The organism is Legionella bozemanae (genome assembly GCF_900450575.1).
Taxonomy (GTDB): domain Bacteria; phylum Pseudomonadota; class Gammaproteobacteria; order Legionellales; family Legionellaceae; genus Legionella; species Legionella bozemanae.
In genome coordinates this window covers 2,176,076-2,196,068 of sequence record NZ_UGGY01000001.1, presented here as the reverse complement: position 1 = coordinate 2,196,068, position 19,993 = coordinate 2,176,076, and the positions used below count along the sequence as shown (strand labels likewise).

Sequence of the window (19,993 nt, the reverse complement as noted above, 5' to 3'; positions counted from 1 at the left end):
AAAATATCCTATTAGAGCTTAGGATGTATATTGTAAATTCATCCCTGCTTTCGCAGGGATGGCAGAGATAATATATAGCTGCATTGATTTCTTTGTACTTTTTATGTTAAGTTGATTAAATGAGCAAATATCGTTCGCTAATTCTGTTGTTACTTATGAGTGCCCTCTTTCTTGCGCCACTCAAGGTGCCAACGTGCCCCAAACAAAGTACGACTGGACCTGCTGCTCTTTCTTTTGCGCTAACTCCTTGTTCTGTGCAGCAAACTATGAACAGCAGCTGCTTTTCAGCTTCATATTGGCTTCAAGATGAATTTAACCTCGAATCACAATGGATAGTACGAAGTTTTATTGGTTTACTCGGTTTCTTACTTCTTTTCTCAAAATATACTTCTCCCCTAGATGAAATTTATCGTCCTCCTATTTGATTTCTTTTTTATTTAAATTCGAATAATTATTAAGAGGAATCAAAATGAAAAAACTAATTTTGTCATTGTTGATGGCATTTATCTCATTTTCTGTTTTTGCCTCAGGTTTTAGCAGTGCTAATCCGGCTGATGCAATGATGTTTATTCAAAATCATAGTCCAATTTTTTATTTGGCTGGCTTCTTTGGCCTTGGGGTTTTATTGGCGTTTACCCCTTGTGTTTTACCTATGGTCCCGATCTTATCCAGTATTATTACAGGGCAAGGAGCTAATACAGGGCGTCATGCCTTTAAATTATCTTTAGGCTATGTAATGGGTATGGCAGTCACATATGCTGTAGCAGGAATGTTGGCAGCATGGTTTGGTTCAACAGTACAAACTTTAATGCAACAGCCGATGATTATTGGTGGTTTCAGTATCTTATTTACCATCATGGCCTTATGGTTACTGGGGGTTTTTGAATTACAATTGCCAATTTTGACACGATTTGCTCCAAAATCACGTCAACATGGTATTGTATCTGCAACTTTGATGGGAGCTTTATCTACCTTAGTCGTGTCTCCCTGTGTCACAGCACCTTTGATTGGCATCCTAACGTATATTGCTCAGAGCAAACATGTTGCTCAAGGTGGCCTATTGCTTTTTGTTTTAGCTTTAGGAATGGGGTTGCCTTTATTGATTGTAGGAGCAGGATACGGTCGTTTTTTACCAAGTTCTGGAGCTTGGATGATTCGTATTAAACAAATCTTTGCCATCATGATGTTTGCTATGGCTGCTTGGTTATTAAGCCGTGTTGCGCCACCATTTTGGATTGATTTGCTGTGGGTTGCAGTCTTGCTTATCGCTGCATGGGTTTTTGGTGCATTTCGTCAGGAGCATCGCCTAGGTGGACGATTGCTTCAAGGTGTGGCTCTTTTTTCCATAATGGGGGCAGGGGCTTTAGCCTATCACGCATTTTCACCTGCACCTGTGCTTCACTCAGTGAAACATGCTCCATTCCTAATGGTACATTCTCTTGAAGAAGTTAATGCCAAATTAGCAGAAGCAAGGGCAAGCAATCAACGTGTTTTTATCGAATTTTTTGCTGGATGGTGTAGTGATTGTCAGGCTATGGATAAGCATGTCTTTAACCAAGCTGCAGTCATTGATGCCATGCAGGGCTCAGTAAATCTTCGGGTTGATATCAGCGAAAAAACAGATGCAGTAGCCAAGATTCGTCAAGCGTTCCATATCTATGGTATCCCTACGATGCTATTTTATGATCAACAAGGAAAGCAGCTTACTCATTTAAGCTCTGTTGGACAGATATCTAAAGAAAAGACCTTGCAATTATTAGCGGAATTCAACAACAAATAGTATAGAACCTTACGTACCACACTTTACGTGCAGTACGTAAGGTTCTTAGGTTACTGTACTATTTTAATGAAATGAACAATAGTTTTTTTAGAGGATTATTCTTTAAGAAGAGATTCCAAGAGGATGAATTATCTACTTCTACTATATTCGAAGCCATATAATCCATATTCGCAAATACATTTACAATAATTTGTATTGCTTCTTTATCACGGGCAAGAAGATGTTCAAGCAGTTCTTTCAAACCCAGTTGGTTTTCCTGGAATCCCCAATACTCTGGATTGCTGATCATAAAGGCATCTATAGCAATTCCCGTTTTTAGATTTAACGTAATTGAGAAAAAAGCATCAGTAGCCATAACCTCTTCACGTGATAGATCTTCAGGAAGTTTATTGAGATCAATTTTTGTTGTGATCAAGGCGGTTAAACCAGTGTAATTGCCATCAATATCTTTGGTGGTTGAAGTAACGACTCCTTTGATAAAAATTGCATCACCATATTCTTCAGTATAGCTTTTCACAGTTGCTTCTAAAAGCTCAATGGCACTGGGAATCATTTCATTGCTTTCTTCACGAGTCAAAAACTTTGTAAGATCCAGGCCAAGAGAGCCTTTTAGGACAGTAGTCGGAGATGTACCATCACCATAATCATAACTGAGATTGTCGACTTTTATTTCGAAACTATTTTTTGAGCCGATTTTGCGATAAAGCCCATTAAAAGCGACTTTGGCCGCACGTTCGTTATTGATTTCTACTGCATCAAATTTTAGATGTGCAACAGTGGCTTGATCTTGAAATGGAGCGAGAATATTTGCAATCTCTGAGTTTAATAAATCAAGTGTACTGCTTGCAAACACACTGGAAAAAAGACTGAAACTTAAGCCAATAGAACAAAAGAATTTTTTCATTATAAACATCCTGTTTTATTAAAATTTGTTTGGGTTTATCAGTTCCATATTTTTCTTACAACATGAAGTTAGAACCTCAAAATTGCTTTATAAAACTGAGCGGAGCTATTATGGCATTCTTTTGTAGCAAAAAAAATCTTTGCTAAATCTTTAGGGAAACTAGAAATACTGTGCTTTTAATTGTTTTTCCGGTTGAGCCATTTGATTCACATATTTCTGGAGGATATTCCGAATCTCCATTTGTATATTTTTTTACTGCAAGAGCAAGCAAGAATAGATTTATTTTTATCCGTCCTAATTGATAATGATAATCATTATCAATTAGGATATATATCGTTTTTAATAATCTTTATTAACTATGATTAAAATAATTGCAACTCTTACTGCAATTTTTCTGATGCCACTTAATATTTTTGCAGAACCTGCCGTACTGGAATGGCGTCCGAAACGATTCTCCTATGAGGGGCATATATTTTTTAATGCGACCAATTCAGCAGTACAAGGAGAAAGGTATTTGCTTAATCAGCAATTATCCAATGTGAAATTAGGTTCTGAATTGCAGATTAACGATTGGAATAAAACAAAGGGATTGCTAATTTACAATACATTGCCTACTCCTATAAACCCGCAATTTTATTTTGACCAACTTTATCATGAGATTAAAAATCCCAATTCACATTGGTATCTTGAGGGTGGGAGAAAGTGGGTGGCTTTTGGCAATTATAAAAGTGATCTTATTTACAAACCTTTGACCAAGGCTTTAGGTCAAACTAATGAATTAACTGCAGTAATAGGATACGATACGGATTGTTATATGAATGTGTCTTTATTTTCTCCTTATTCACGCATCAGTTCCTCTTCTCTCCCTTATTATAATTTAAATGTTGGTGCTCATAAAAAAAATTATGATATTGGCGGCAGCTACTTATACTCTTTAGCTGATAGCCAGCTTTTTCAATACAATAAAGGGTTTGGTGGTTTTTTGGAGAGAACTATCCACAGCAAAGTCCCCGGTTTTGCTGCTTATGCAAATTTAAACTATAAAAAAGTGGGCGCCAATTTAACGTATGTTACCGCAGTTCATTCATTCCAACCTTCGGAACTGAGCTATAATCAAAAGGGGGCTAAACCCCAAGCTTTTAGCCTTCAAAGCAGTTATGAATTAATAATAAAAAAAACTCCCATGAAACTGATTGGATTCTACGAACATTCTTCCGAAGCTTTAGCATTAAGAATACCCAAGCAGCGACTTGGTATAGGTCTTGCTGCATATCCCAAACGCTATCTTACTGCGCAATTTCAATACTTCAAAGATTATGAGTACAGTTCCAAGGATGAGGCTTCGGGCTTAGACAAGGCTATTTTGGGGTCTTCTGCGAAAGTAAATACGTTTGCTTTGCAGCTCATATTGAATTTTTAAATTCCTACAGAGAAGCATTTTTTAATAAAAATTTTTTGTTAATTATTGCAAATGAGAATTATTATCGTTTATATTGCAAATGATAATGATTCTCATTTTTATTGGACTGCATGATTTGGGTGTAGACAATCAGAACATTGTCTCTATGAATAACAACTTAAGCTATAAGACAATAAAGAGGGTGGTGTGTATGATTTTATCGAGTTCTCACGTTAATGAGTTAAACGTTCAATTACGTTCATTATTATTGGATACTGATTTTCCTGTTTCATCCAAACAAATGGAGCGTTTTCTTTTTACCTCTTATCAGCAGTGTTTTAATCGGTTAAAAAGGGCAGCTTTTTCAGAAGGGTTAATTGATAAAAAAGTAACGAGCCAATCCATTGCTACTTATCTTGAGCTCTTGAAGATTTATTCAAAAAATCGAAAAATTCGCTTTAAAAATTGGCACTCGTTAAATGAAGAATTAAATGAAAGCATTGCGAATCAGGCTCTAGCTCTTGCATATCAATATCAATGGCATAAAAAAATTAGACAACAGGCAAAAGGTTACTCGAATTTATGGTCTTGGCTAATCGAGCAATTTGATCAGCAGCAAGTACTTAATTTCTTAGAACAATGGGGTTGCATGGGGCATCCATCTCATCCTAATTTTCGTGCCAAAATAGGCTTTAACCGTAGAGAGGTTGTGCAATATTCTCCTGAATTCAATTCAGAAGTCACTATTTGCTGGGCTGCAATTCATCATTCTCTAGCATTTACCTCAACGTCAAAATCTGTTTATCATTGGTTATTTAGTAATCACTTTCCCAAAGAGTACACTTTGTGGAGTGAATCGCTACGATTTAAAAAGTTAAAACCAGAAGATTATTATCCGCTACCTATTCATCCTTGGCAGTGGGCTAATAAATTACAAACACTCACAAAACCATTATTTGATGGACAGCAATTTATCGTCAATCCAGTATTTCAACAAACAAAACCCTCGATGTCATTTCGTACAATGATGCCACTTGCAAAACATGGCCCGCATCTTAAATTGGCTGTAGGCGTACATACCACCTCGTCTTTACGTACGGTTTCTCCCGCATCAGTAAGTAACTCTTCTATCTTGTCACAATGGCTCAATGAATTACTTGCGCAAAATCATTATTATAGAGGGCAATTATTTTTGGCGCGTGATTTAGCAGGTATCAATACGTTACATCCGTCCATTCCTGATAATGAAAAGAAACATTTGGCACTCATAGTTCGTGAAAACCCTTTGCAATGGATAAGATTAAATCAAAAACTTGTTCCTGTGGCGTCTCTCTTTAAACAGTCACCAATCAGTCAACGATCTTTATTGAGCGAACTCATTGAACTAAGCCAAAGCAATCCGGTACGTTACTTTACTGAGTATTGCCGCTGCGTTTTAACAAGTCAGTTGCATCTATTATTATGTTATGGGATTGCATTGGAAGCACACCAACAAAATACGTTAATTATTTTTCAAGCAAATCGTCCTTCGGGCCTTGTAATACGAGATCTCGGAGGTATTAAAATTTGCAGCCATTCGCTTTATGAGAAAGTAATTAAACCCACACTACATCCAGATTCGACCATAACCTGTACTGGGCTAAGTGAACTGAGCGATAAATTTATACATGGTAATTTGCTGAGTAATTTGGCTTATGGGATTGATTGTTTGAGTGTCGATTATAAGCTATCTAAACCTATTCTTTGGCAAAAGGTAAGGCAAATTCTCGATCACATTTTAGAGGAGCTTAGAACTAAAACTGAACCGCAAATTTATCATTGGCATCGAAAGAAATTGCTTGTTGAACCTTGGCAACAAAAATGTTTGCTGGCTATGCGACTTCATGAAAATCAAAACCAAGATTTATTTTCCATGATTCGAAATCCACTGAGCAGAAATTATGCCTAAATCACTTCAGCCGCTCATCTTAACAAGTCAATTTTTTATGATCTTGGCTTTAGAAATGACAAATCCTTTCTTGTCTTTGCTCATTGCTTCTCAAAATGAAGGATCATTACAGGATGCGGTATTTTACAGCATGCTTGGTTTCATATTGCCTATGCTTGCCAACATCATCATGGCTCCAATTTGGGGGATTGCGGCTGATCGTTATGGTTATAAATCTATGTTAATGCGGGCATCCTGGGCATTGGTATTTACCCAACTGGCTATGATGTTTGCACCTTCTCTCTTTTGGATTTTAACCATTCGTGTTTTTCAGGGAGCTTTTGCTGGCTTTATTGTATCCATGCAAACTTATTCTTTAAGCCTTTGTGAGTGGCATCATAAAAGTAGACAATTAGCGCGTTTACAATCGGCAAAGGCAATTGCTACAACTCTAGCTGGTTTCATAGGGGGAATAATTTTAGCCGCTACCAATTACCAAGGATTATATGGCATAGCTACGGTTATTTGCCTAGCTATAACGCTTATTATGTACTATTATCTGCCGGCTGTACAAAAAAAAGCGAATAAAAATCTGGATCAAAAGCGCAATAGATTGCGTGTTGATTCGAAGCCAATTTACTTTCTATGCTTTTTGATTACTTTGACTCAAGTCATTAAATTTTTGCCTGATCCGGGATTGTCTTTGTTTATCAACGATTCTTTCTCTCATAATTTAGTTCTTATCGGTCTGCTTTATTCTCTTCCTGCGGCGGGCATGTTAGCGAGTTCTGAATGGTGTGGACGTCAGTTTGATCAATGCCGCTCTGACATTTCTTTAGTACATGGTTATTTAGTACGTTACAGTATACTCGGTTTAATTCTTATGCTATGCCAAGCAAGTACAAGCAATCTCTTTCTTTTTGCCTGTTTCCGTATCCTATGGGGAGTAGTTTTAGCTGCTTTATTACCTGCATTGTGTGCTCTTTTAAGTGATCGTTATTCTTTACCTGGTTATGCACTTGGGTTAGCAAATTCTTTTGCCAAATTGGGAAATCTCATTGGCCTATTACTCGGAGGCATGCTAATGAATTGGCTGTCTTATTCAGCATTGTTTGTGATTCTCGCAAGCTTCTATGGTTTATTTGCTCTTTTTGTGGCGGGGTTTCATGGATTTTTTATCAATCCAGATCCAGTGCCTCAGATTTCCAACACGTATTCTGATAGAACATCATGACCAATAGGGCACTTCTACTCATATTATTTACCTGGTTTTTTGGGAATTTAGATATTCATTTTATTACTCCGGCCTTGCCTAAATTAGCTCATTCTTTTTCAGTGAAACCGAACATAGCTCAATTAACCATTAGCCTTTTTTTACTGGGAAAGGCATTAAGTATGATCTTGTGGGGAGTTCTTTCTGAACGTTATGGCAGAAAACCTATATTTATTTGGGGTTTATTATTGTATTTACTCTCTAATTTTCTAGCTGCATTGAGCCCTTCTATTGAAGCTTTATTATTGTGTCGTTTTTTTCAGGGAATGGCCGTAGGAGCAACCTTGCTTATGGGGAGGGCAATGATTAACGATATTCATGATGAACAACATGCAACCCAGTACTTTGCTTGGTTTTTTACTCTTGGAGGTCTTTTTATATGCTTTTTACCTTTTTTGGGCGGCTTAATTAATAGTCATTGGAATTGGCAGATTGCCTCTATAATTATTGCATTCTATGCGCTGCTTCTATTTCCTTTGAGCATCGGGATACAGGAAACAAAAACTAATCATTCGTTGAGTTTGAGTTTTAGAGAAATAATAACTACAGTTTTTCGACATCCTATTTTTGTTGGTTATTTATTGATTTCAGCATTAATGATGGCTGGTGAATCTGCTTTTAATACTTCTGCATCATTTATTTTGATTAAAGGTGCTCAATGGACTTCTACCCAGTATGGTCTTGCTAAAACAGTTATGGCAATTATGCATTTATTAGGAACAGCATGCTGCGGTGTCTTGGTTAAGTATTACTCAAGTAGACAACTCACCGCGTTTGGCGTTTATTTCTTTGCTTTTTCCGCAGTTTTAATGTGGCTGTTTAGTCTGCTTTCTAACACGATTTACCTTATTTTTATTATCCCGATGGTGGTCTATTATTTCGGTACAGGGTTTATTGTGGCGAGTGCAACTTCTGCAGTTGTACGTCCTTTCCCGAAACAAATGGCATTGGCATTAGCTTTAACCCTATTTTGCCAATTCAACTGCTCCGCTTTATTTAGTTTTATTACAAGCGTCATTGGTATTAAAGAGGTAAGTTCTTTTATGCGTTTACTGTGCTTGATTGGTTTTTTCAGTTTAATTACTTTAAGTCGACTTAAGTTGAATGAAAAAAAACTATCCCAACACAGTGTTGTTATACAATAAAAATTGTTGTTCTTAGCTTCCTAGATGCATCTTCATTCCTTCAGTGGTATGTCCTAAGAAAGGCTCTTCATCCATTAAAAGCGTTTGTAATTTATCAATCTGCCACAACTTATTTTGCAAATGATTGGCAGATTTTGAAAATAAAAAGGAAATAGGGACTCTATTTGCAGCAATTTTACCCAGTTCAGTATTGAGCTTTTTACGTACTATTTCGAGTACTCCGTGGAGGTGAACTGCCATTTCTTTTTTATCAAGAAAAGAAGAGTAATCGATGTATGGGGTTATCTCAAAAAAGCCTTGCTCTCTGACCCAGGTACAATGATCACAAGCTGTTTTTAGAAGCTTTTTCTTTTTTTTTAAAGGTAATTCAATATTTTTTGTTAATTTTAATAAATGCTTTGCATCAGTGAGTAATGCTTGCATAACCGCTTGATTTTGTTGCCAGGCTTCTTTTTTAGCAGGTGATGTTGAATGTTCATAATTTCTGCAAATTCTTCTCAGATCACCTAAAATACGTTCGTCATTAAAAGGTTTTTTCTTGTTTAATCCTCCAATAACCCAAAATAAAAGAAAACGATATACCTTACTTCCTTCAATATTCTCTAATTGAGGTAATTTCTGATGTATGCGAGGTTTTTTCAAATTTAAAAGGATCTCATCATATTGATCATTATGCATTTCTACCTGACCAGCAGAGAACAGATAGAGGTGACGCATGCATGTTGAAAGCTCGATTGGGTTAATTCTTCGTCGAAACAATTCAAGAGGGCACTGTTCGCCTTTTGGCTTTTGATAATCAATAAGATGCAAAAGTCTTAATAAGCTAAAATCGATACGCATGTATTTATTCTCTATTTTTAATTGACACTAAAAATTAAAATGAAGAAATGACAAAAAATGACAATCATGATTTTTTATATTACAGACAGTTACCTATAAAAAGCAACATGTTTGATATCAGAATAGGGACTGTTTGCTCATCCATGATGATTAACTGCATTTGTTTTGAATTGAAAGGTTATAATCAATTTATTAATCTATTTCGATACTTTTAGAATTACTCTCAATTAGCGTACTTCTCCAATTTGTCTTTTTTCTAATAACAAGTCCTGAAGCATATAAAACAACCCCAGTAAGGATAAGCGATAACGTTCGAATAATTGTTGGACTTGATGATGCATCATAAAGTAACGCTTTTCCTGCAGCAAAAAACAAAACAATGAGCACTGATTTTGCAATAAGTACATCATTGCGCAGTGTTGAAACCCGCAGGATGATAAGAACATACGTAAGCCAGGAAGCAGATACAGCCAGGGTGCTGTATTCAGCAGTCAGTTGATAGAGACTCATGATCGCAAGAAGATGTGCAGCTGCCAGTAAAGCATAATAATACTCCTCTCTATAAGTTAATTCCTGGCGATTTTGTATTAATAAATACCAAATGCTGGCAAAAGAAGCCCCAGCTACTACGGGCCAAGACAATCCACTGCCATTTACTAAGTGGCCTAATATGCTTAGGTATTCAATACCTAAAATAGCAGAGAGCGCCACAAATGGGATTAAGAATGGGATACTCCATTGAATTAATTTAATTTTTTCATGGAATATGGTGTAAGCAAAAACAATCACTGCAAAAAGCCATGGTCTTAGATTTAACGGCAAAAGACCAAGATAAATAGAATGGAAACAAACAAGTGTTACAAAGGTGAGCAGTACATTACGGCTATTAAAACGACGATCAGGAAACCATCTTTTAGCCGAGTAATAGAGTCCGACTAAAAGGGCTGCTGATGCTAAGGAAACGCATGAAGCCAGGGTATGATCAATACGACTGAGATAATAATACTCCATTGCATAGAAAATTAATAATACTGGGAAAAGACTCCATGATTCTTTCTCAGTGAGCTGTTTTTTGGTCAATTGTGTAAAAAATAGAGTGCCAATTGAGAAGATAAGAAAATTAATAGCAAGTACCGTAGCGATTAACACATCTTGATTCAGTTTTAGTCCCACTATTGCGGTTATTGATATTGCCAAGTAAGCTGAAATCATCGTTAAGGTCCGCGACTCCACCCAAATAGCAAGTGTTGCAAAATTCAAAGAACAAATAGTGAAATAATACAAAGAAAAAATAGCATTATTTTCAACACCTGCAACAATAGGGGCGAAATAGGCACCTAATGCAGCAACAATCGCGTAAATATCATGTTTAAACCGTAAATAAAACCAAATGGAAACTCCTGAAATAATGGTCGATATGGCAATGACTGTTTGAAATGAAATCAGTAAATAATATTGATATGCGGCGTAACAGGTAAAATAAAGTACTATTGCTCCAGCAGCTGGTAAAAAGCAGGCATATATTCTATCTGAGTTGGAAATTGCAATTCCTGCAGTAAATAAAGCCATTCCAAATAATGTCGCTACTCCAAGTTGCTTTTCATGAGTTAACCATCCAGACTCAATTGATAATTTAACAATGAAGCACGCAGCCAGAATAAAACAAACTGAGGCAACAAAACCTAACCAATTACCTGACATAGGTTTTGGTATTGATTTGTCCGTAGTTTTTTTGTTTTTAATTGATTTAGATTGTTTTTGTGCGGTCGGTGACGCGATGCCATTAATCTTTTCAACCAGAGACATACGTACTTCTAATGCGTGTATGCTTTTTTCAATATCAGTCGATTTCAAAGAAAGTACCCTATATAGCAAAATATGGTTAATTTTACACCATTTTGCCTATTTGTTGCGAGAGCTCTTTTAAAATAATTGTAAAATTTTTCATTTCCAAGGGGGCTGGGTGACTCAAAAGCCTCAACTTAATTAGGGAACATAGTGGGGGCCTTGGTTTGGGGAACTGAACATGATTGTTCCAAAAAGTGGATCTCCTTCAGGCCAAGGTTCAAGCTGTGCTTGAATGGGAATAGGGTAATTGACCCGTTATTATTTAAGGTGGTCTTCAAGCCAAAATTTCAATAATGCAGTTACTGCTTGCGGTTGCTCAACATGACACATATGTCCACAATCCTCAATAATTGCTAATTTTGCTGAAGGAATGCCAGATTTCAGGGATTGTTGTGTTTCCAACGTAAAAGCACTATCTTGTCGGCCATAAATAATTAATGTCGGGCATTCTATTTTATGAAGTTGCAACGTCGTCGGTTGACTGTTTAGCATTGCTTTAGTTTGATTCAGAAATCCTTGCCGGGGAAACTTTGCTTGTCCTTCAACAAGAGTGCTCATTAAGGATCTGTCCTTGCTGCGAGAGGGAAGAACACTGGTTGCATTGACTTCACTGAGTAAATGTTCAAGACGGTCATTTTCAATTTCATGCTGCCACTGTTCAAAATATTGGCGCTTCTCTTGATTTAAATCACCTGTCCAACTTCCCATAATAATCAAATGAGAGACTCTATGAGGTGCTTTTATCGCTGCGAGTTGTGCTACCCAGCCTCCCAAAGAATGCCCACAGATAATAAATTTTTCTGGTGCATCTTTAAGGAGTTGTTCTGTCATTTTTTCTATGGTTTCAGCATCAGGAAAATATTTGACAGTAATATCAGCGATATCAGCAAGGTGCTCGCTTTGATGTTTCCATAATAGTTCTGTTCCACCCCATCCAGGAATGATAATAAGATTGTGCTTCATGGTTACTCCTTAGGTAAAACAATTTCATGACAAGCATAACCGCCATCAACTCTTAGTGTTGAACCCGTCATATAACTTGATGCATTTGATGCCAGCAGTAATACAGCCCCAGCTAATTCTTGAGGATCCGCTGCCCGTTTTACTGGAATTGCTTTGCGCCACTTTTCACCTTTAGGTCCTTCTAGAATTTGTCTTACCATTTCAGTTGACATCCAGCCTGGTGCAAGGCAATTTACGCGAATCTGATACTCCAATAATTCGGCCGCCATGTTACGAGTTAAATGTTCAACACCAGCTTTTGAAGTGCCATAATGGACACGATTAAGCTGAGCATGATCCCCGCATGCCGAAGAAATATTCACAATGTTGCCCTTAATTTTAGTTTTCACCATATGTCTGGCAACCTCTGTTGACATTAGCCATGTTCCTTTCAGATTTGTATTGAGTACTTTATCCCAATCAGCTTCTTCAATTTCGAATAAAGGTTTATCAGCACCTAATATACCTGCGCAGTTTACTAATATATCTATAGTCCCATAAATTGTTTCAATTTCAGCGATGGCTTTTAAAATTTGCGATTTATTGGTTACGTCGCAAGCCAAGGCTAAGCATGATTTTCCCTGGCGCTCCATATCTTTTGCCAGCAAATCAATTGCTGGCTTATTCGTATCGATCATGACTATCTTAGCACCTGCTTGAGATAAAATATCAATAATAACTCGCGCTAAACCACCAGCAGCTCCTGTAACTACAGCTACTTTTTTGTCTAATGCATACAGATTGCCAATGTCCATATTTTTTTCACCTCTAATATCTTAGGGAACTCATTATTGTGCATTTTGAAACAGATTATAGAGGAAAAGGTGTTTTTTAAAAACAAATTAAGATATTCCTATGATTTTCCATCCGTTAGCAGGGGTAAAAGTGGATTTATTTGTAAAAACATAGATACAACCCTTGGGATCAATTGCAAATAAAGGAGAGCTGCGTATATTGAGATACTGCTCATATGAAAACTGTTCTGTTATTAAAGTAGTTTTTATTTTGCAGCCTAGATTTAATAAATTTTCTATGCATTGATAAGTAACATCTTGTTTGAAAATGTTTCTACCACTATGTTTAAAACTAAATTTTTCTTCCCTTTGTCCTTCTTGAGGAAGTACTGTTTGAATGGCAAAAATTTCTCGTTCTGGAAAAAGATAGCGGTAATGTTTGGCTGCAAGAATATTTAACTGCAAATAGGGCGTAAGAATTAATAGGTGTTTGATTTTGAGTAAATTAAGGTTGTTTTCAACATGTTGAGAAATTGGGTTTCCCCAAATCGTTGCCAATCCTTTCATTTTGGCGTTGCTAAGAGCAGACCAATCTTCATCAACAAGACATACGTAAAAATTGTTTTCCTGGAGCTGTTTTGCGATTGCTCGAGCGACTTTATTCGCGCCAATGATCAGAAAGCCTTGAGGCTCAGGTTCAGCGACCTTCAATTTTAGAGCGATTTTTTTCGCTGTAAGACTCTGTAATGTAATGGTGCCAATGATCATAAAAAATGTTAAAGGAACCAGCATTGATGCTTCAGAAAAACCTAAGCTGCCTAATCGCATGGCAAATAAAGCAGATATAGCCGCAGCAATAATACCTCGAGGGGCAATCCAAGCAATCATATGCCGTTCCGACATAGTTAATGTAGAGCCTAAAGAAGATAAATAAACATTTAGAGGTCGAATTATAAATTGTATTACTAAAAACAATAAAAGGGCAGGGTACCCTAAAGTAATAAATGAGGATAAATCAACCCGCGCAGCTAATATGATGAATAAGAGAGATAAAAGGACTAAACTCAAGCTTTCCTTGAAATTCAAGATATCGTCTAATTCAATGCCTTTAATATTGGCTAATGTAAGCCCCATCACGGTTACAGCAAGTAAACCGGATTCGGAAGTAAGATAATTAGCGATTGCAAAAATAATACTGATAGCGCTTAATACGGCGAAGTTTTGCAAGTATTGAGGAATCCAGTATTTTTTAAATGCTACTCCGATAGATAGGGCCCCCATAACACCTAAAGAGATCCCACATAAAATTATCTTTCCAAAAATAAAAGCTCCAGAAATAAAGCCATCGGATAATGTATTTGAAATAATAAATTCAAAAACTAAAACCGCTAGAATAGCGCCAATAGGATCAATTAAAATTCCTTCCCATCGTAAAACATTAGCAATATTTGCATTCGGTCGCAAAATTCGTAGCATGGGCGTAATCACTGTGGGGCCAGTCACTACCATGAGCGACGCAAAAAGGAAAGAGATTTCCCATGAAAATCTAATTAAAAGATGAGTTGTAACAGCCACGCATAAAAATGTAATAAGTGCTCCCACACTAATTAAATTGCGGATTACAGAGCCAACCCCTCTGATTTTAGAAAACTTTAAAGTCATACTGCCTTCAAACAGAATGACTGCGACTGAAAAAGAGACAAACGGAGAAAGTATTCCACTTAATTGCTCATCGGGTCTGAGCCAATGCATTATTGGACCCAAAAAAATCCCACTAAGAAGTAAAAAAATTATTGCAGGCAATTTGAGGTGCGAGGCAACCCATTGGCATACAAAGCCTGTGAGCAAAATTAAAGAAAATATAAGAACAATTTGTTCGGACATGATTTTCTATTCCAGTCTCATTTTGCCTGACAAAATTGTCGACAAAAATGAACTACTTACTCTTCTATTATTAAGTATACTACGAATGGAAATAACTAAGGTTTACATCATGTATTATTGAAAATAAGTTCTCTACAGAAAATTAAAGACTGAATGATCAATATAATGCTACCTCTTAATAACCATATTGATTATTATATGATCACAGATATGATACACTATTATATAGAGCGTCCTAAAACTGAGTCTTGAAGAAAAAATGCTGAGGAATGACTGTGAAATTACAAATTAAAGAAATTTTGTATCTTTTATCTGCTATGAAAGATGTTGCTACAGCTCAGGGAAAACAGTCATTAACACCCTTACAACAATCTTCTCTCAAGGCAGTATATGCCCATGTTTTTGGACACAAAGATGAACTGCAATTTACACAACTCCTTGAATCTCCGCTTTCAAGTTTTACCCAGGTTTTTCCTAATGCAATAAAGGCAGAATATCTATTACGTTTTCTAGTAGTCACCGCATTGATGGATAGAACAATTGACAGTGAGAAAATTAAAACTGTTTTTGAGTATGCTAAGGCAGCTCATATTAACCCGCATTATCTGAGCCAGTTAAAGAAAACTTTGGAAGGAGATTTTCAGTGGTTGATTAAAGATATTATGCGCAAAAATCTTGAAAGCTTTGATATTTTTCCAGATCTTGAAGATGAAAAAGATATTGATAATTGGCTTTTTCCTTACCGTGGCGACAAAAAAAATCTGCAACTCGCGCAACGTTATGAAAGTCTTCACCATTTGCCTAAAGAGAGTTTTGGTTACCATATTTGGATGCAATTTAAAAAAAATAATTACAAATTTCCTGGAGAAGAAGAGGGTGCCAATTATCAATTTATTATGCCTCATGACTCCCTTCATGTCTTAAGTGAATACGATACAAGTCCCTATGGCGAACTTTTGGTTTCTGTATTTACTTCAACAATGCTGCAAAAAAATTCAATTGACGGTCACGTTATTCCCGTTATTTATTCTTTTTATTTAGGCATTAAGATCAATGAGCTTGCAGGCTCCGCTCAGGTGATGATCGATCCTTATGAGTTTTGGGATGCTTGGTATCGAGGCTCACAAATGCAAATTAATTTGTATTCTAAGGGATGGAATATTTGGGATGTTGCTGAAATCCCGCTTACCGAATTAAGGAAGCTTTATCATGTTTTACCTAGAGCCAAAAGCAATGAACGTAAAACATATTAGAATCCTATGAAATTAATAAAGAAATAAACTTCTTTAGTATATAGTATCATTCAGCAATTGGTTCGATTCTTAAGCTCCATAACTTTATGCGCTGTCTCAATTCCATATACAGGCAGATTATCAGAGTGAATCAATCCTAATTGCACTAAGACAGAGGCTTGGTCCCAATAAATATGTTCACTAGCAATTTTTCCATCTTGAAAGGCGACTACTGCTACTAGAGGAATTTCAACTCGTTTTCCTGTTGGCTCAATGCCTTTTAACATCCAATCCATGCGAATTGAATGAGTAAATTTAAAAATGAGCTCATCAACAATCTGATTCGTTCCTATAGTCCTTGATACAAGTACTGTTTCAGTATCTTGAGGCATTTTCGGGATAAATGATTTGCTGTAAAATTGTTCTACTTCTTTTTTTCCAAATCCTCCCATCATTGTAGGCACATGATTTACATAGGGATTCTCAATCATTGTTTTCATAGTTTGGTTAACATTTTTCGCTTCAAATTCATATCGAGTATGATTTTCCCAAATTTGAAGTAATCGTTGTTGGTCACGAGTCAATTCATTCTGATTATTCATAGCGTTCTTTATCTATGCTGTAGTTCTTAAAATATAGAAATAAATAGAATAATATTCAAATAAGCTCAGCTTAATCCTCCATAACAATACTTGATGGAATAATATTTTGTCATTTATCAGACTTATTGTGGTATAATCGCCCACATTGATTTATATGAAGGCAAAAAAGAGTTTGTTATGAGAAAAATTTGCAATTTAAAACAGTCTTCAAAAACTACACTGGGGTCTTGTTATGGATACAGCTTCTTTTGGGCTAAAGGAAAATTAACGCTCCCTAAGAATGCTGAAGTGACGAAACAAGAGATTCCATTAACTGACGCGATTGAATGTGCTCAATGGAGTCAATTTATACCTTCCCAAAAAAGTGAATGGATTGCTGATGTTTATATGGATTGGAACGAAGATAAAATAGCAAAAGATATACAAAAAATGTTGGTAAATAATGGTGATGCGGTAATCTTAAAATATTTTGGGTTTATTGCTGGCCATGCTCTTTCGATAAAAAAAATTGATGAGGGGCTTTATCACTATTTCGATTGTAATGATGGTATTTATGAGTTTAATGATAAAGAATTTCCTGGAATTATTAAGAAAATTACAAACGGAAGGTATGGGAACTTCTTTTACGGACTGGGATTGGAAAAAATTTCTGCTGATGCTGATTTTGAACCAAACATTATAAAAAATATCTTCGCGGAAGCATTTCTTTTTTGTGCAAAAATTCTTACTTTGCCAATTGGGGTAGCTCGATTGGCATTTACTCTTTATGAGATTTTGGCGGATCAATGCAATAAATTAATTAAAGGCTTGTCAGATTTTATCTTAATTAAGCATGACAACGATAATACAAAAACCGTTGCACCATAGATTCAGAGTATCCTTAATTCTTTTCCATGTGCCCGGTAATTAAATCACCGTGCGTGTTTCTATCTTTGCTAAATACCTAATTAATTGAACTAGAAATCAAAGCATCGCATATATATCAGCAAAATGATTTAAAAATAATTAAAATGATTAAAACCAATTAATAATGCCTTAATGTTGGTCGATTAGAATAATGCCTCCAAATATAAATATAATTATTTTTAGAGGGTAGATGTATGCAGTCGAAATATATGCCGGATATGGGGTTTGAACTAGATGATGCCATAGAGGATAAAAAGGATTCTAGTAATAGTGTTAGTGATCAATCTTTAAGTGGCTCCAGTCAAACACAGGTCGAAATAAGCGAACCCTCTATTACCACCACCATTACTCCCTCAACGAGTCAAGAAAGTTTCGAAGTATCTTCTGTGAGCTCTGATGATACAGAATATAATGAAACAGAAGAAAACCAGGAGTCACCTGATGAAAGTGTAGAAAGAACTTCATCAAATCCGAACAAAAGTTCTGAAAAGAGTAGCGATTTCTGGGGAGGAACAAAATTTTTACTAAACCCTATCACTTTTCTGGCAGATATGATTACAAGCCCATTTAGTGGAAAAAATACAGTTTCTAGTACTGAATCAGATGAGGTGAGTTTAAAACAGGTAGCAGATGAGAATTTTGATGAAGTGGACTGTCTGGAGCATCAAAAAAACGTGGGATCAACAAATAAAATTTTAACAGCAGCAGTTGATACGGTTCTTGGGGCTGTAATGACGACTCGTGAAGAATGTGAAAAGCATACATTTTATTGCAAAGAGCGAGAGAAACTCGATAAAAAGACAGGAAATACAGAAAATCAAGAAATGGTTAGTGTGAATGTATTTCTTGATAAAAAGCAGAAACCATTATTACCTGGGGCGCGCAAAGCATTAAAGAAACACGCAGAAGCAAAACAACAGACAAGAAAAGAGTATGCAACTGATCTACCCCCACCCAGCGAGGCTGTTACCCATGCAAAAACTGAATTTGAAATTGCTTACGAATTTGCGCAAGGTGAGGATGAATATGATAAAGCAGGCAGCTTAATTCATACAGCCAAAGGAGTTGCTGAAATGAGCACTCTTGATTTTGAAACATTTACAGGAGGCGTCACTTCGCAACCGGGCTTTGTCATGCCTCAGTCATCTAACAACTTTTTATACAATTTAATGATTGAAAATTCTAAAAAGGCAGTTGAACAGAAATTTAAGATAAAAACTACCAGTGAAGAAAATAGTGAATGTGTGGCTAAGTTTTCATCAACGAAACGATAATAATGTACTAAAGAAAGTTTATTTAAATACTTCTTTAAGTTTCTTAACACCCTTTAATGCAGGGGAATTGGTTATGTTCAATTTTCCTTGTTTGCATTTTCATGACCTTCACGAGTTGAAAAACGGTCTTTATTGATAATAAATTTTACATTGTGTTAGTATTATGATTTTTAGTGCATGAGTTTTCAGGAGAGATTGACGATGGATGACGCATTTGGAGATCCCAATATTATTGATGATATTCAAGGCTCTCTTTCAATGGGTAAGGTCGTCTTGCCTTTAGAATCTGATAGTCAGCCCGGTATTTCCTGGGAAGATTATTGTGATACGGATTACAACCAAATAGATAAAGAGTTTCAGGAGTATGAGGATTCACCGGGCTTTTATGAGACGAATCATGATGAAAAAGAGAACTTATCAAATTCCAGTAATAGGGATAATGAACGAGTAGATTCTTGGGCAGGCGCTAAATTCGTTACATTCATTGCCAACTTTGCTGCAACTCAGTTTACTGTTTTGAAAAATGCTGTTTCAAGCCGTTCGGATCCCGAACATTCTCGCCAAACAGAAAATACTTCTGAATTAGATACAGCTGACTCATCGAAAAAAATAGTGACGTCCCTATCCAGTGGAATTCGCTCTGAAAAACCGTTTACAACTCAAGATGAAATCTTTGATAAAGTTGGTGCGTCTCCGGATGAGGAGGGTATTTGTTCTCCAATGGTCAATTTATATTTCGAGGAACAATTAGGTTATCGAGATCGTGGTTATAGGGAGGGTGACTCCAAACATATTTATGAAGAAGCACTAAAAGAAAAACAACACCAAATTGATCTCATCCATAAAGGAAAAGACGGTATGCATGCGGTATTTGTAGATCATAATATCCCCTATGATAAAAAAGCAGTGAAAGCAAGTGAAAGTGAAAGTGAGGAAAAAGTAGAAACTTTGTTAAAAGATTATGATCAAATGCTGGTTACTTATCCTGTTGTTCGGGAAGATGGAGAAATGGATAGGCACCAAATTTATGTCGAAAAAGTTGATGACACTCATTGTGTTCGGTTTGATGTCAACAAGCAGGGGGGTGTCGATGAAATACCTTGTAAAATGTTTTACCATAAGCTGGCGAAGAAAATTGCAAAAGCTCATGATAACAATCCTGACGAAGAGGAAGAGGTCGTTGTTGCTGGGATAAAGAAAAGAAATGGCTAGTCCAATTTTATTGGTGTTCACCCCAAATAAC

17 protein-coding genes are annotated in these 19,993 nt (G+C 36.3%); 10 read left to right on the top strand and 7 right to left on the bottom strand.

Annotated features, from left to right (window positions below):
* Window positions 1-119 precede the first annotated feature (119 nt).
* Window positions 120-425, top strand: coding sequence for a hypothetical protein (locus tag DY223_RS09565; protein ID WP_058458540.1), 306 nt, complete (start codon window positions 120-122; stop codon window positions 423-425).
* A 44-nt stretch (window positions 426-469) separates the two neighbouring features.
* Window positions 470-1,780, top strand: coding sequence for a protein-disulfide reductase DsbD (gene dsbD, locus DY223_RS09560; RefSeq protein ID WP_058458539.1), 1,311 nt, complete (start codon window positions 470-472; stop codon window positions 1,778-1,780).
* Window positions 1,781-1,838: 58 nt separating this feature from the next.
* Here the strand turns inward: dsbD and DY223_RS09555 are convergent, their stop codons facing one another.
* Window positions 1,839-2,684 (bottom strand): hypothetical protein, encoded by an 846-nt coding sequence (locus DY223_RS09555; RefSeq protein ID WP_058458538.1) that lies wholly within the window; start codon window positions 2,682-2,684, stop codon window positions 1,839-1,841.
* Window positions 2,685-3,081: 397 nt separating this feature from the next.
* On the opposite strand from DY223_RS09555, the gene DY223_RS09550 reads away from it, so the two are divergent.
* The 4 genes from DY223_RS09550 to DY223_RS09535 all read left to right on the top strand — a co-directional run bounded on the left by DY223_RS09550 (window position 3,082) and on the right by DY223_RS09535 (window position 8,428).
* The gene (locus DY223_RS09550; protein ID WP_162264052.1) at window positions 3,082-4,104 is read left to right on the top strand and encodes an LbtU family siderophore porin; all 1,023 of its coding nucleotides are present in this window, start codon (window positions 3,082-3,084) and stop codon (window positions 4,102-4,104) included.
* A gap of 190 nt (window positions 4,105-4,294) precedes the next feature.
* On the top strand, window positions 4,295-6,031 hold the full coding sequence (locus DY223_RS09545; RefSeq protein WP_058458536.1) for an IucA/IucC family protein: 1,737 nt from the start codon (window positions 4,295-4,297) through the stop codon (window positions 6,029-6,031).
* Window positions 6,024-7,244 carry an MFS transporter gene (locus DY223_RS09540; RefSeq protein WP_058458535.1) on the top strand — a complete coding sequence of 407 codons (1,221 nt, stop codon included), beginning with the start codon at window positions 6,024-6,026 and terminating at the stop codon, window positions 7,242-7,244. The genes DY223_RS09545 and DY223_RS09540 overlap by 8 nt, the downstream gene beginning before the upstream one ends.
* On the top strand, window positions 7,241-8,428 hold the full coding sequence (locus tag DY223_RS09535) for an MFS transporter (protein ID WP_058458534.1): 1,188 nt from the start codon (window positions 7,241-7,243) through the stop codon (window positions 8,426-8,428). The genes DY223_RS09540 and DY223_RS09535 overlap by 4 nt, the downstream gene beginning before the upstream one ends.
* A 12-nt stretch (window positions 8,429-8,440) precedes the next feature.
* Here DY223_RS09535 and DY223_RS09530 read toward each other — a convergent pair whose 3' ends face one another.
* From DY223_RS09530 to DY223_RS09510, 5 genes are all read right to left on the bottom strand, one after another.
* Complete coding sequence (locus DY223_RS09530; protein ID WP_058458533.1) at window positions 8,441-9,268, bottom strand: hypothetical protein; 828 nt, start codon at window positions 9,266-9,268, stop codon at window positions 8,441-8,443.
* A 192-nt stretch (window positions 9,269-9,460) separates the two neighbouring features.
* The gene (locus DY223_RS09525; RefSeq protein ID WP_058458532.1) at window positions 9,461-11,122 is read right to left on the bottom strand and encodes a DUF2339 domain-containing protein; all 1,662 of its coding nucleotides are present in this window, start codon (window positions 11,120-11,122) and stop codon (window positions 9,461-9,463) included.
* Between the two features lie 252 nt (window positions 11,123-11,374).
* On the bottom strand, window positions 11,375-12,079 hold the full coding sequence (locus DY223_RS09520; RefSeq protein ID WP_058458531.1) for an alpha/beta fold hydrolase: 705 nt from the start codon (window positions 12,077-12,079) through the stop codon (window positions 11,375-11,377).
* A gap of 2 nt (window positions 12,080-12,081) precedes the next feature.
* Window positions 12,082-12,873, bottom strand: a complete 792-nt coding sequence (locus DY223_RS09515) for an SDR family NAD(P)-dependent oxidoreductase (RefSeq protein WP_058458530.1) — start codon at window positions 12,871-12,873, stop codon at window positions 12,082-12,084.
* A gap of 87 nt (window positions 12,874-12,960) precedes the next feature.
* Window positions 12,961-14,736, bottom strand: a complete 1,776-nt coding sequence (locus DY223_RS09510) for a cation:proton antiporter (RefSeq protein ID WP_058458529.1) — start codon at window positions 14,734-14,736, stop codon at window positions 12,961-12,963.
* A 275-nt stretch (window positions 14,737-15,011) separates the two neighbouring features.
* On the opposite strand from DY223_RS09510, the gene DY223_RS09505 reads away from it, so the two are divergent.
* Entirely contained in the window at window positions 15,012-15,989 is a 978-nt protein-coding gene (locus tag DY223_RS09505) for a hypothetical protein (RefSeq protein ID WP_058458528.1), read from the top strand.
* A gap of 50 nt (window positions 15,990-16,039) precedes the next feature.
* Here the strand turns inward: DY223_RS09505 and DY223_RS09500 are convergent, their stop codons facing one another.
* Window positions 16,040-16,570 (bottom strand): ester cyclase, encoded by a 531-nt coding sequence (locus DY223_RS09500; RefSeq protein ID WP_058458527.1) that lies wholly within the window; start codon window positions 16,568-16,570, stop codon window positions 16,040-16,042.
* A gap of 177 nt (window positions 16,571-16,747) precedes the next feature.
* Here DY223_RS09500 and DY223_RS09495 point away from each other — a divergent pair, with 177 nt between their 5' ends.
* From DY223_RS09495 to DY223_RS09485, 3 genes are all read left to right on the top strand, one after another.
* Window positions 16,748-17,437 carry a hypothetical protein gene (locus DY223_RS09495; protein ID WP_058458526.1) on the top strand — a complete coding sequence of 230 codons (690 nt, stop codon included), beginning with the start codon at window positions 16,748-16,750 and terminating at the stop codon, window positions 17,435-17,437.
* Between the two features lie 233 nt (window positions 17,438-17,670).
* Window positions 17,671-18,750, top strand: coding sequence for a hypothetical protein (locus DY223_RS09490; protein ID WP_058458525.1), 1,080 nt, complete (start codon window positions 17,671-17,673; stop codon window positions 18,748-18,750).
* A 201-nt stretch (window positions 18,751-18,951) separates the two neighbouring features.
* A complete protein-coding gene (locus DY223_RS09485; RefSeq protein ID WP_058458524.1) occupies window positions 18,952-19,962 on the top strand; it encodes a hypothetical protein in 1,011 nt (336 codons plus the stop codon).
* Window positions 19,963-19,993: the final 31 nt, after the last annotated feature.